12 protein-coding genes are annotated in these 13,804 nt (G+C 42.7%); 10 read left to right on the forward strand and 2 right to left on the reverse strand.

Features of this window, described 5'->3' with window-relative positions:
* The first annotated feature begins 1 nt into the window (after position 1).
* The 3 genes from HDC92_RS05365 to HDC92_RS05375 are packed head-to-tail and all read left to right on the forward strand — an operon-like array spanning position 2 to position 4,935.
* On the forward strand, positions 2–2,320 hold the full coding sequence (locus HDC92_RS05365) for a TonB-dependent receptor (protein WP_183872847.1): 2,319 nt from the start codon (positions 2–4) through the stop codon (positions 2,318–2,320).
* A gap of 22 nt (positions 2,321–2,342) precedes the next feature.
* On the forward strand, positions 2,343–3,566 hold the full coding sequence (locus HDC92_RS05370) for a DUF4374 domain-containing protein (protein ID WP_015808331.1): 1,224 nt from the start codon (positions 2,343–2,345) through the stop codon (positions 3,564–3,566).
* Between the two features lie 55 nt (positions 3,567–3,621).
* The gene (locus HDC92_RS05375) at positions 3,622–4,935 is read left to right on the forward strand and encodes a PepSY-associated TM helix domain-containing protein (RefSeq protein WP_015808330.1); all 1,314 of its coding nucleotides are present in this window, start codon (positions 3,622–3,624) and stop codon (positions 4,933–4,935) included.
* Between the two features lie 8 nt (positions 4,936–4,943).
* On the opposite strand, the gene HDC92_RS05380 is transcribed toward HDC92_RS05375, so the two are convergent.
* Positions 4,944–5,366, reverse strand: coding sequence for a c-type cytochrome (locus tag HDC92_RS05380; protein ID WP_015808329.1), 423 nt, complete (start codon positions 5,364–5,366; stop codon positions 4,944–4,946).
* Positions 5,367–5,369: 3 nt separating this feature from the next.
* Positions 5,370–6,023 (reverse strand): SCO family protein, encoded by a 654-nt coding sequence (locus tag HDC92_RS05385; RefSeq protein WP_183872849.1) that lies wholly within the window; start codon positions 6,021–6,023, stop codon positions 5,370–5,372.
* Positions 6,024–6,214: 191 nt separating this feature from the next.
* On the opposite strand from HDC92_RS05385, the gene HDC92_RS05390 reads away from it, so the two are divergent.
* The 7 genes from HDC92_RS05390 (at position 6,215) to HDC92_RS05420 (ending at position 13,803) form a co-directional block, all read left to right on the forward strand.
* A complete protein-coding gene (locus HDC92_RS05390) occupies positions 6,215–7,129 on the forward strand; it encodes a peptidase dimerization domain-containing protein (protein ID WP_183872851.1) in 915 nt (304 codons plus the stop codon).
* Positions 7,130–7,149: 20 nt separating this feature from the next.
* Positions 7,150–8,496, forward strand: a complete 1,347-nt coding sequence (locus HDC92_RS05395) for a sigma-54-dependent transcriptional regulator (protein WP_183872853.1) — start codon at positions 7,150–7,152, stop codon at positions 8,494–8,496.
* Positions 8,497–8,582: 86 nt separating this feature from the next.
* On the forward strand, positions 8,583–9,119 hold the full coding sequence (locus HDC92_RS05400) for a pyridoxamine 5'-phosphate oxidase family protein (RefSeq protein ID WP_015808325.1): 537 nt from the start codon (positions 8,583–8,585) through the stop codon (positions 9,117–9,119).
* Positions 9,120–9,378: 259 nt separating this feature from the next.
* Positions 9,379–9,456 (forward strand): potassium-transporting ATPase subunit F, encoded by a 78-nt coding sequence (locus HDC92_RS25350; RefSeq protein WP_084240239.1) that lies wholly within the window; start codon positions 9,379–9,381, stop codon positions 9,454–9,456.
* A gap of 9 nt (positions 9,457–9,465) precedes the next feature.
* A complete protein-coding gene (kdpA, locus tag HDC92_RS05410; RefSeq protein WP_015808324.1) occupies positions 9,466–11,184 on the forward strand; it encodes a potassium-transporting ATPase subunit KdpA in 1,719 nt (572 codons plus the stop codon).
* A gap of 10 nt (positions 11,185–11,194) precedes the next feature.
* The gene (gene kdpB / locus HDC92_RS05415) at positions 11,195–13,225 is read left to right on the forward strand and encodes a potassium-transporting ATPase subunit KdpB (protein WP_183872855.1); all 2,031 of its coding nucleotides are present in this window, start codon (positions 11,195–11,197) and stop codon (positions 13,223–13,225) included.
* 11 nt (positions 13,226–13,236) lie between these two features.
* The gene (locus HDC92_RS05420) at positions 13,237–13,803 is read left to right on the forward strand and encodes a K(+)-transporting ATPase subunit C (RefSeq protein ID WP_183872857.1); all 567 of its coding nucleotides are present in this window, start codon (positions 13,237–13,239) and stop codon (positions 13,801–13,803) included.
* The last annotated feature ends 1 nt before the right edge of the window (position 13,804 follow it).

The raw sequence follows: 13,804 nt of genomic DNA on the forward strand, positions 1-13,804 counted from the left end.
AATGTTGATTTTCCTCATCTTCACTAGCTTTTATGCCCAGGCACAACAAGGATATACACTTGAAGGTATTGTAAAATCTGGTAGTGGAGAACTATTCACAGGTGCAGGAGTTGTATTGCAGGGCAGCAATAAATCCTCAGTAACAGACGGAGAAGGGAAATTCAGCATCAGAAATATTCCTGCAGGTGAATACCGTTTAAAAGTGAAATATATTGGCTATGCCGATAGGATACAAAAGGTAACAATAACAGGCAATACTTCAGGTATACAGCTGGTGTTAAAAGCTAGGGACAACGACCTTTCTGAAGTTTCGGTAATCGGGCGGACCGTAGTCCAGGAAACCAACAGGCAGGCCTTTAATGTAACGGCTGTTGATGCCAAAAAACTATACAACACTACACTGGATATTTCTGGTGCACTGGATAGGGTTGCCGGTATACGTGTAAGGGAATCTGGTGGGGTAGGGTCTAACTTTAACCTTTCTTTAAATGGTTTTTCAGGAAATCACATCAGGTATTTTATTGATGGAATCCCGATGGATAACTTTGGCAGCTCTTTTCAGATCAATAATATTCCCATTAATGTCGCAGAACGCATAGAAGTTTACAAAGGGGTAGTACCCATGTGGCTTGGCGCTGATGCGCTGGGTGGGGCCATCAATATAGTAACGGGCGATCGTCAGCGCAATTTTATAGATGCTGCTTATGCGTATGGTTCTTTTAATACGCACAGGACTGTTTTCAATACGGTTGCTACAAGTAAAAGTGGCTTTACTGTACAATTGAATGCTTTTCAAAACTATTCCGACAATGATTATAAGGTAACGCTCTCTACTATAAATACGGGTGTAAAGGAAGACATCAAATTGAGAAGATTTCATGATAACTATCACAATGAAACAGTGATTGCAAACGTCGGACTGGTAGATAAAGGCTTTGCTGATAAATTATTGTTGGGCATTACATTGGGTAAAAATTATAAGGAAATACAAACAGGCGCACGCATGGAAGCTGTATTTGGTGCTTTACACAGACGTGGAAGTATTGTAATGCCTTCTTTGAAGTATAAAAAAACAGACCTGATTAAAGGCCTGGATGTTACGGTGAATGCCAACTACAATTTGGGGTATGAACAGAATATTGATACCATGAATGTAAGGTACGATTGGTATGGCGTACCTAAAAATACAGGTACCAGTGGAGAGCGTGGAAGAACTTTTGCTAAATACAGAAACAATAATGGTTTAGCCACTGCTATGGTCAATTATAACATCAGCGACAACCAGTCGGTGGCCCTGAACAATGTTTTTACTACTTTTAACCGTAAGACCAACGACCTGCTGAACCCGGCAAACAATATCAGTAACCTGCTTAAAAAGACCTATAAGAACGTACTCGGGCTAGGCTATAGTTATAATGTGAAAGACAGGTGGAGTGTCAACTTATTTGGAAAATACATTTATCAGAACAATGTTAATGGAACTGCCGCTACAGGAGAGTCGGCCATAGAAAAAATAGGATACTGTACAGCAGTCACTTATTATTTCAATTCAAGTTTACAACTTAAAGGTTCTTATGAACTCACAAACCGTATGCCTGAAGCCAACGAGATATTTGGCGACCTGGAAAATATGGATGGCAACCCTGCCTTGAAACCTGAAAAAAGTGACAACATCAACCTTGGCCTTATTTATGGCTTTTCATTAAATAAAATACACAATTTTTCCATTACCGCCAATGCAATTTACAGGCAATCGGACCAATTTATTTACAACAGACTAAACCTGAACCAGACCAAACTGGTGGCCGATAACCGGGAAGGAGTAAGCACCTGGGGGGGAGATGCTGAGATCAGATATTCCTATAAAGACTGGCTCTCAGCCGGATCTACGTTTACTTATCAGTTTCTGCGCAACCTTCAGAAATATGAACCCAATTATAGTGCTGTAAGCCCATTGTATTTAGATCAGATGCCGAATATTCCGTATTTATATGGAAATGCAGACATCTCTGTATCACTTAAAAATGTTGGAAATAAGAACAATAACCTGAGCATTGGTTATAATTTATTGTATGTACATGCTTTTTGGCTGTACTGGCCCAGCCTGGGTGGAAAAAGTGCAAATGATGCAAAACGGGAAGTTCCCCAGCAGCTTGCACATGACCTGAACTTTGTATACAGCATGGCTAAAGGAAGGTATAATATCGGACTGGAAGCCAAAAATCTTACCAATGAAGACCTTTTTGACAATTTTAGCCTGCAAAAGCCAGGTCGCGGTTTCTACCTCAACCTAAGATATTTCTTTAACAAAAACAATTAATACACCATTAAAAACAATTGATATGAAAGCAAAGCTTACAAAAGCGATTATGGCTGTTGCATTTGCAGCAGCATTAACTTCCTGCAAAAAAGATAAAAATAACATACCTGAAAATCCAGGTAACTTTGTACTCGCTGTTACACCAATTGCCTCTACCGGGGTTGCCGACTATCTGGTAACCGCCAGCAGCTTAGATGAAGGTGCGGTATCTATTATAGGAAACGGTGTGGAGCAAGATGGTACCTACCGTTATTATGTAACGGCCAATAACAAGTTTTTCAGTATGTTGTACGGACAAGGAAATCCAGGTGCTGTAACTTCCTATGATGTGAAAGACGGTAAATTAAACAAACTTTCTAATTTTGTTTCAGAAACCGTTCAGGCTTTTGCACCGGTAAACGAGGATATACTGATGCTTAAAATCCCACGTACCATCAATGAAACGGGCGCCACACTGGCCAACTATTACCGGGTAAATACCAATAACAGCACCGCCATTAGTGGCGAGGGTACAATTGATGCCATTGCACCCACTGGTAACGGCGAGATTGCCCATTTTAGCTGGATCAAACAGGTGGGTACTAAGGTATTTGCCCCATTTTTCTCGATCAAGAACAGATCGTTTGAAACGGATTACCCGGATTTTGCAGGTATAGCGGTTTATTCTTATCCGGCCATGCAGCTGGAAAAAGTAATTAAAGATACACGTACCAGCTTTATCGGCAGATACTTTGTAGACGGACTTGGCCTGGTCGAAAATGGGGATGTTTATGCATTTTCTTCTTCTGTAGCTGTTAATGGCGGCGTGTTAACTTCAACCAAACCTTCTGCAATTACCAGAATTAAGGCGGGTACCACTGAATTTGACCAGAGCTATTTTTACAATTTTGAAACCATTTCGGGTGGTTATGTAGTCACCAACTGGATCTATATTGGCAGCAATAATTTTATAGCCAATGTTACGCCAAAAGCAGAAAAAGGTGCTTATGTTACAGGTAAACAACTTGCTGTTGTCAATGTGGCCGATAAAACATTTAAACTGATATCTGGTACACCTGCTGCTGCAGATATTCAGACTGTCACCACCAATAACTATGCACCAAATGATGGTAAGCATGCTTATATCGGTTTTAACCTGAAAGACGGAACTACTTATGTATATAAAATAGATGCTGCAGCCGGCACAGCTGTAAAAGGACTGAAAGTAGAAGGAGGACTGATTACAGCTATCCAGCATTTACCATAATACCCATCTTAAACATCCATAAAAATTACATTTTAATACCAAATACATCAGCACAATGACTACAGGAAACAAAAATTCAGTTCCAAATAAAAAGAGTAAGGATACTCTTTTTACCAGGATCAATAAATGGCTTCACTTATGGCTGGGGCTTGCCTCCGGTATCATTGTGCTGATTGTTTGTCTAACAGGTTGTATCTGGGTATTTAATGAAGAGATCAATGGCCTGCTGGAACCAAAAACAAGAATTGAAAAACAAGATAAACCCGTACTCACACCCGGACAGTTGTCGGCCATTGTAGCCCGCGATTATCCAGATAAACTACCAGCATATGCCACTTATCAGCAGGGGCGTACCATTAACCTTAACCTGAAAGATAAAGTAGAAAAAAAAGGAAGGGGCGAAAGAGGAGCTGGAAGAAGGGGCGGGGGTACTACCCTTAAAATTAACCCCTATACCGGAGCAGTGGTGGTTACGGAAGTCAGAAAAAAAAATGAGACTGATTTTTTCAGGTTCATTCTGAATGGTCACCGGTTTCTTTGGATGCCTTATGAGATTGGCCGGCCTATTGTAAATTATGGAACCCTGGTATTTGTACTGCTCCTGATTACAGGTCTGATCTGGTGGTATCCCAAAAAATGGAACAAATCTACGCGCGACAAGAGTTTTAAGGTCAAATGGGGAGCTTCGTTTAAAAGGGTAAACCTCGATCTGCACAATGTACTGGGTTTTTATTCATTGCTGTTTTTGCTGGCCATTGCACTTACGGGTATGGTCTATGGCATTAAATGGTATAGTGAAGGTTTATATTGGGTAACCACCGGAGGAGAAAAACTGGCAGAATTTAAAAGGCTGGAATCAGATTCCCTGCAGGCCAATAAATATTATACACCAGAGGCGGCTATGGATCTGGCCTGGAATAAGGTCATTGCAAAACATCCAAAATCGCAGGGCTTTTATTATAATTTCCCGGATACTTCAAAAGCTAAGGCTACAATCGGCATTACAGTATATCCCAATACTGGTCAGTTTTACAATAGCCAGGGTTATACTTTTGATCAGCATACGGCTAAAGAACTCCCCAGGGCAGATATCTATTCCACAGCTTATGCTGAAGCAGGCCTTGGTGGCAAGCTCCGTAAAATGAATTACGACATTCATGTAGGAAGTATACTTGGGTTTCCGGGTAAGGTAATGGCCTTTCTGGCTTCATTAATAGGGGCAAGTCTGCCTATAACAGGGTTTTTGATCTGGTATGGCCGGAAATTTAAAAAGAAAAAGAAGCCTGTAAAAGAAACAGGCCATGTGGTTCAAAAGCTGGCCGGAAAAAAGAAGGTAGCAATAGCAGTTGCTGATGAAGTTCCGCTTTAGCCTGGCCGCTATTTACAGCTTTTAAGATCTTTGGCTACCTGCTCATAAGTATACATCCCCTGATGATTGCCAAATGAATTACTAATGTAAACCAGGAGCTGGGCAATGTCTATGTTTTGAAGATTGGCAAAACCTGGCATAGTGCCTTCATACTCCAGCCCACCCACTGTAATGGGCTCTTTTATACCATTTTTAATAAAACAGGCCAGTTTTTGTTTGTTTACTTTTAAAAAGATGGTATCGGTTAGTGGCGGTGTTAAAGTACCCAGGCCTTCGCCATTGGCCCCATGACAGTTCTGGCAATGCTTCAGGTACAGATCACGTCCATTTACATAATAAACATCCTGTTTAATTTTGCCGGCATCCTGGCAGGAAAATATGATGGTGGCAACAGCAAATAAAAACAGTAAACCTATAAAATACCTGCGCATATTTTACTTTTTATCTTCAGCCAGTAAAACCGGAATGTCTTTCATCAATTGGTCTACCTGCTTGGTATCGGTACCATCATAAGCACCGCGAATGCGCTTTTGTTTATCTATCAATACCAGCCAGCCCTGATGTATATAGCCGTCTTTAGCAGTCGTATCTTCAATTACGGCTACCAGATAGTCCTTCTCGGCTATCTTATACACGCTGTCCTTAATGCCATAAACAAACTGCCATCTGCCATCATCAACACCAAGTTTCTGCGCATATTTTTTAAGTACAGCAGGTGTATCATACTTAAAATCAATGGTATGTGAAAGGTACATTACCTCAGGATTGTCCTTGTATTTTTCAAAAATCGCTTTCATGTTGCGGTGCATAGTCGGACAAATGGTGGTGCAGGAAGTAAAAAAGAAATCGGCTATATAAATCTTGTCTTTAAACTTATCCTGGGTAATGTTTACAGAATCCTGGTTTAAGAAGCTAAATGCCGGAATCGTTTTATAAACAGTATCCACGCGGGTCGTTCCGTCAGCATTTTTAACCGTTTCTGTTGTCCTGGGCCCCAATACAGGTAGCTTTTTTGCATCACCGCAGGCAGAAAGTATAAAAACCAAAAGAATTAAAAAAGAAAAGGGTATATGGGATCTTAATTTCATGTTGTGATAGGATTGGGACGAACAAAGGTAACTAAAATGAAATTAACCCTGTCATTTTGATAAGGTTCCCTATTGCCATAAAAAGGTCATGAAATAAATAAATGATGTTTTCAATGGTTTTTATACGCTTTTCTAAGCACCGGCCCAAACAGGCATCCACTTTGAAAGGGGCTTGTAAAATTGAATTTATCATGGATAATCAAATGATATTTGTACGTATAGCAACTGAAGAAGACATCAGGTATGCACATGAAATTGTAAATGAAACCGCTGCTTCGGCCATAGCACGTGGCTCCGGTATTTCCAACCGTACAGTGGAAAGCATTGCCGAAAAAATGAAGGGTGGAAAAGCTGTGGTTGCAGTTACTGGTACTGGCGAATGGGTAGGCTTTGCCTATTTTGAAGTCTGGCAAAACAACAGTTTTGTGGCCAACTCTGGTCTTATCGTTGCGCCCAGGTTTCGCCATGCAGGTGTAGCAAGGGCAATTAAGGAGCGGATTTTCAGGATGTCGCGCAGCAGGTATCCAGGGGCAAAGATTTTCAGTATCACCTCTGGCGCCGCAATGATGAAGCTGAACACCCAGCTGGGATTTGAACCGGTTAGCTTTGCCCAGATCACGCAGGACGAATTTTTTTGGGAAGGTTGCAAAAGCTGTGTAAATTATAACATTCTGGAAAATAAAAAGCGATGCAATTGTTTGTGTACGGCCATGCTCTTCGATCCGCATAAGGCAGAAGGAGGGCAGCCTGCAAAAAATATAAACCGGCTACAGGTAATGCGGCTCGAGTGTACTGCTCATCCTGGAGCAAGTCTGGTTCCTTTTGCAGAAGGAACCAATGCACTATGTACAGCATTAAACGATATCAGATGGTTTTCTGAATACGTTTTTCCAATAGAAAGGGATTTACCTGATCCGGTAAGGATGCAGGTAACTGCAATTCATACAGATATCATGACAAATAATCTGGCGGGCCAATGTAGTTTTACAGTCGAGATCAGATACGATCACAGTTATACAGCAAAGGAAATCCTGAATACGGTAAGGAACCACATCAGGAGTAAATTTGACGTTCATGACGACATACTTGTCTCGAATAATTGCTAATATTGCTGAAATTATAGGCTATGCAGAATACGGTTCTGATCATTGATGACGAAAAAAAAATATGCAGCCTTTTGGCACGCATTATAGAACTGGAAGGTTTTAAGGTCTTTCAGGCCGGTACCGGAAAGGAGGGGCTCAAAATTCTTTCCAGTCAGGATGTATATGTAGTCATAAGCGATGTAAAACTTCCTGATATTAACGGTGTCGAGCTGGTCAGGGAAATTAAAAAAATAAAGCCTTATGCAGAGGTAATTAACCTGACGGCCTTTGGCACCATAGCCGACGGGGTAATGGCCATGCGCAATGGTGCCTTTGATTACATTACCAAAGGCGATGATAACGATAAGATCATTCCATTGGTTTACAAAGCTTTGGATAAGGCAAAGCTGCAGTACCGCATAAATGAGCTGGAAAACAAGGTAGGTAAAAAGTATAGTTTTGAGGGGATTCTAGGCCGGTCGAAAGCCATCATAGCAGCCATAGAACTAGCCAGAAAAGTAGCGGCCACAGATACCACTGTATTGCTTTTGGGCGAGACCGGAACGGGTAAGGAAGTGTTTGCACAGGCCATCCATTACGAAAGTCCCCGTAAAATGAAACCCTTTGTTGCCGTAAATTGCAGTGGTTTTAACCATGAACTGCTGGAAAGTGAATTGTTTGGCCATAAACAAGGTGCCTTTACCGGGGCGGTTAAAGACAAGAAGGGTTTGCTGGAGGAAGCCCATGAAGGCACTATATTTTTAGATGAAATAGGAGAAATGAACATGGAACTGCAGGCCAAATTGCTGAGGGTATTGGAAAACCAAACCTTTATTAAGGTGGGCGATACGCAGACCAGCAAAGTAAATGTACGTATCATAGCAGCTACCAACAGAGATCTGAAACTGGAAGCAGAAGCAGGTAGGTTCAGGCTCGACCTGTATTACCGGCTCTCTGTGTTTTTTATAGAGCTGCCTGCTTTATCGCAGCGTAAATCTGACATTTTATTGATCGCCAGGCATTATCTGAAAGAGTTTGCAGATAAGGTGAACAAGCCCGAGTTTAAAATGGATACTGATTTTGAAGAATTGTTGTTGAAACACGCCTGGAAAGGTAACATCAGGGAACTGAAAAATGTGATGGAACGTGTGGCTATTCTGGCGGATGGGCAGGAACTCAGCAGCAGCCTGCTGCCTTATGAGTTTCATCTGGGTGGACAAATTCCTGAGACTGATGCCTTAAAAATGGAATCCGTGGAAAAACAGCACATCATTAAAGTACTGAAATACACCCGTGGCAATAAAACAGAAACCGCAAGACTATTGGGAATTGGCCTGACTACCCTGTACCGTAAAATTGAAGAACTGAAAATAGGCACGGTAGTGTGAACAATTTCATTTTCTTAAAAGAGCGGAAACATTCCCATCCATAACCTGTTTATTAGGAACATAAAATTTATCTAACTCCTATTCCTATGAACAGCATTAATAAAAATCAGCCGGAAGATACTATAGAAAATTTAGGCCGGGAAGAAGCCGTAAAAAAAATCAAAGAGCTAATAGAGCAGGCTGAAACCTGTTTTTTTTGTACAGAACCGGCTTCCGGACCTTCCGGTGGCGTAAGACCAATGACTATCCAACAGGTGGATGATGAGGGGAACCTATGGGTCATCAGTGCAAATGACAGCCATGTAAATGCCGAAGTAGCACTTGATTCAAGGGTAAAACTCTATTTTCAGGGCTCTAAGCATTCGGATTACCTATATCTTACCGCAGAAGCAAGTATTCATGACGACAAGACAAAAATAAAGGAACTTTGGAGCCCCTTCCTGAAAGTATGGTTTACAGAAGGGGAGAATGATCCCCGTATTTCGCTGTTAAAAATAGTGCCGTCTTTCGGGTATTACTGGGATAACAAGCATGGTAACCTGGTTGCGGGTGTTAAAATGATGATCGGTACAGCAATTGGCAAAACACTGGATGACTCAGTAGAAGGAAGGATCAACATTTAACACAGGTTTCCCTAAGCTTCCATAATGATAAAAACCCTTCCATTTTGGAAGGGTTTTTTATTTACCAGGTTTTTTGTATTTTATTTTACATATTGATTTATAGATAGTTATGTATTTTTTTCTTCTTGTGGTATGCCAATTGGCTATAGCTTCTCAAAAACAACACAATTATGTTAACAATCCTTTTGCTCCTTGCCCTGCTCATCTTATGCAGGTTATTTTACAAATCAATCGACTGGTTCGAAAAAATCTAAAAGTTATGATCGCATTATTCCTTATCGCAATCGCCGTCTTCATCTATATGATCTACGTGCTGATTAAACCAGAAAAATTTTAATTAAAAACTATGAACACTGAATTACTTGGAATTGTTGCTACTTACCTGCTCACGCTGGTCATAGCTATTCCGCTGGGTAAATACCTGGCAAAAGTTTTTGCCGGAGAAAAAGTCTGGACAGACTTTCTGAAACCACTCGAAAACGGCATATTTAAGCTGTCCGGAATCAACCCCAAAGAAGAGATGAACTGGAAGCAGCACATGAAAGCACTGCTTACCATTAACCTGGTTTGGCTGGTATACGGTTTTTTTGTACTGATATACCAGGATAAACTACCCCTGAACCCTGATGGTAATCCCGGTATGACGGCAGATCTGTCTTTCAATACCATTATCAGTTTTGTCGTAAACTGTAACCTGCAACATTATTCCGGAGAATCTGGGGTAAGTTACCTCACCCAGCATTATGTACTCATGTTTTTACAGTTTGTAAGCTGTGCAACCGGTATAGCTGCTGCGGTCGTGTTTTTTAAAGCTTTCAGAGATAAAACTTCGGTTAAACTGGGCAACTTCTGGGATTTCTTTGTAAAATCAATTACCCGTTTGTTATTGCCCCTGTCTTTAATTATGGCCCTTATCCTGGCTTTTAATGGCACACCAACCAGTTACGAAGGTAAAGACCAGTTTATCTCCCTGCAGGGTGATACCGTAAATGTATCCCGTGGCCCGGCCGCCGGCTTTATTGCCATAAAACACCTGGGTACCAATGGTGGAGGCTGGTTTGGTGCCAATTCTTCACACCCTTTGGAAAATCCAAATTACCTGACCGCTATGGTCGAACTGATTGCCCAGGTGATCATCCCCATCGCCATGGTCATTGCCTTCGGTTACTTCATCAGGCGTAAAAAACTGGCCTGGATGATCTTCGGGGTAATGACCATAGGCATGCTGCTCCTGCTGGTCCCTACGCTGAGCAGCGAACTGGGGGGTAATCCGGCAATTGCAAAAATGGGTATTTCGCAGGCTACAGGCGCCATGGAGGGTAAAGAGGTACGTTTTGGTCCAGCCATATCTGCTTACTGGAGTACAGTAACCACCATCATCTCTACCGGTTCGGTAAACAGCATGCACGACAGCACCATGCCTTTAACAGGAACCTGGCAATTGCTGGGCATGATGATCAACTCCTTTTACGGGGGCTGTGGAGTAGGGATGTTGAATTACTTTATTTACCTGATCATCGCTGTATTTATTTCCGGACTGATGGTGGGCCGTACACCAGAGTTTCTTGGGCATAAGGTAGAGGCCAGGGAAATCAAGATAGCGGCGCTGATCACGTTGTTAAGCCCTTTTTTGATTTTGGCTGGTACCGCTATAGCCAGTTATGTCTTTACAAACCATGGGGATGCGGCCTGGGCCGTACAGCCCAAAAACTGGCTGAACAATCCCGGCTTTCATGGCTTCTCTGAAATGTTATATGAAATGACCTCCTCCAATGCCAACAATGGCTCGGGCTTTGAAGGGCTGGGCGACAACAATGTATTCTGGAACGTGGCCACAGGTTTCGTATTGATACTTGGTCGTTTCCTGCCCATAATTGGTCCGGTGGCTATTGCCGGTTTACTAGGTGCCAAAAAATACATCCCCGAATCGGCTGGTACGCTAAAAACAGATACGCTGACTTTCAGCCTGATGACCTTTGCAGTAATCCTGGTGTTAAATGCACTTTCTTATTTCCCTGCACTGGCCTTAGGCCCCCTGGCAGAATATTTTACGATGCTTAAATAGAAACAGACAGATGAAAACTTCTCATAAATTATTTGAACCTGCTTTAGTGCAAACTGCATTTAAACAGTCTTTTATTAAACTCGACCCAAGGGTGATGGTCCGTAACCCTGTCATGTTCACGGTCGAGATCGGTACGGCCATTATGGCCTATGTTACCATTTATTCAATGAACAACCCCGGACAGGGATCGGCCGTATACAACTTCTTTATTTTCCTGATCTTATTGCTTACCGTACTTTTTGCCAACTTTGCCGAGGCCATTGCCGAAGCCCGCGGAAAAGCTCAGGCCGACAGTTTAAGGAAAACCAGGGAAGAAACACCGGCCAAAGTATTGCTGAGCAATGGAAAGGTTGAGGTGCACTCTTCAAACCTGCTCAAAAAAGGGGATGTATTTATCTGCGAAGCAGGCGATACCATCCCCACCGATGGCGAGATCATTGAAGGTATAGCTACAATTGATGAATCGGCCATTACAGGTGAATCAGCCCCCGTTATCCGCGAATCGGGTGGCGACAAATCATCCGTAACCGGTGGTACAAAAGTGCTTTCTGATGAGATCAAAGTACAGGTAAGCACTCAGCCTGGCGAAAGCTTTCTGGATAAGATGATCGCCCTGGTAGAAGGTGCATCCCGTCAGAAAACACCCAATGAAATTGCTTTGACCATTTTGCTGGCCAGTTTTACCCTGGTTTTCATCATCGTATGCGTAACCTTAAAGCCTTTTGCCGATTATGCAAATACGCCGATCACTATAGCAGCCCTGATCTCCCTGTTTGTATGTCTGATCCCTACAACCATTGGCGGGCTCCTTTCTGCCATTGGCATTGCGGGGATGGACAGGGCATTAAGAGCCAATGTGATCACCAAATCGGGCAAGGCCGTTGAAACTGCGGGCGACATAGATGTCCTCCTCTTAGATAAAACCGGAACCATTACCATAGGTAACCGTAAGGCCACAAATTTTTACCCTACCACCGGGATAGTGATCAAAAACTTCATGGATGCCTGTGTGCTGAGCTCACTGGCAGATGATACGCCTGAAGGAAAATCTATAGTAGAGCTTGCGGCTTTACAGGACAGCCATAGTCATGCTGTTGCACCTGAAGGAGCAAAATTTATCAAATTTACTGCCGAAACACGTTCGAGCGGTATTGATACCCCTGATGGAAAACGCATCCGGAAAGGGGCATTTGACGCTATCCGTAACATCGTGTTGATGGCCGGAAACCCTTTTCCAATGGATATTGAAGACCAGGTTAAAGCTATAGCCAACAATGGTGGTACCCCATTGGTAGTTGCCGAAAATGAAAAAGCCATCGGAGTAATCGAACTGCAGGATATCATTAAGCCCGGCATCAATGAACGTTTTGAACGCTTGCGCAAGATGGGGGTGAAAACCGTAATGGTAACCGGTGATAATCCCTTAACCGCTAAGTTCATCGCCGAAAAAGCAGGGGTTGATGATTTTATTGCCGAAGCCAAGCCGGAAGATAAAATGAACTATATCAAAGAGGAGCAGGCACTGGGTAAACTGGTAGCCATGATGGGTGATGGTACCAATGATGCCCCCGCTTTGGCACAGGCCGATGTAGGCGTGGCCATGAACAGTGGTACGCAGGCAGCTAAAGAAGCCGGTAATATGGTCGACCTGGACAATGACCCTACCAAACTGATCGAGATCGTAGAGATCGGCAAACAACTGCTGATTACCCGTGGCACGCTAACCACCTTCTCTATCGCAAACGATGTGGCCAAATATTTTGCCATCGTACCGGCCCTGTTTATTGCTTCCATCCCTGCTTTACAGCATTTGAATATCATGGGGCTACACAGTCCTGAAAGTGCAATTTTATCGGCCGTAATTTTTAATGCCATCATCATTCCTTTCCTCATTCCCCTGGCCTTAAAAGGTGTTGCCTATAAACCCATAGGTGCCAGCGCTTTGCTGCGTAGAAATCTGTTTATATATGGGTTAGGAGGGGTAATTGCACCTTTCATCGGCATAAAATTAATTGACCTGATGGTAGGATTATTTGTTTAAAAATAGAAATCATGAAAAAATACCTGTTACAATCTATACGCCTTACTGCAGTACTGATGCTGCTCTTATGTGTCATCTATCCTTTAATTGTTGCCTTTGCAGGCAACTTTTCCAGAGGCAATGGTGGGGGCGAGAAAATCACTAAAAACGGAAAAGTAGTGGGCTATGCCTTATTGGGACAAAACTTTAGCCAACCCGAATATTTCTGGGGTAGGCCCTCTGCTGTGGCTTACAACGCTGCCGGATCTGGAGGCTCCAATAAGGGCCCTTCCAATGCCGAATACCTGGCCGTAGTTTCAGGCAGGATCGATACTTTGTTAAAATACCATCCCTACCTTAAAAAGGCAGATATCCCTGCCGATATGGTTACTGCATCGGGAAGCGGACTGGATCCCAACATTTCCGAACAGGGGGCCATTATACAGATCAAAAGGGTGGCAGCCACACGTGGCCTTACCGAAAGAACTGTTGCAGAACTGGTGGTAAAGTATACCGAAGGCCCTTTTTTAGGGATGTTTGGTCCATCACGTGTAAATGTATTAAAGCTAAATCTGGCGCTCGACGAATTAAAAAAATAAA

This window comes from Pedobacter sp. AK017 (assembly GCF_014200825.1).
GTDB classification, from domain to species: domain Bacteria; phylum Bacteroidota; class Bacteroidia; order Sphingobacteriales; family Sphingobacteriaceae; genus Pedobacter; species Pedobacter heparinus.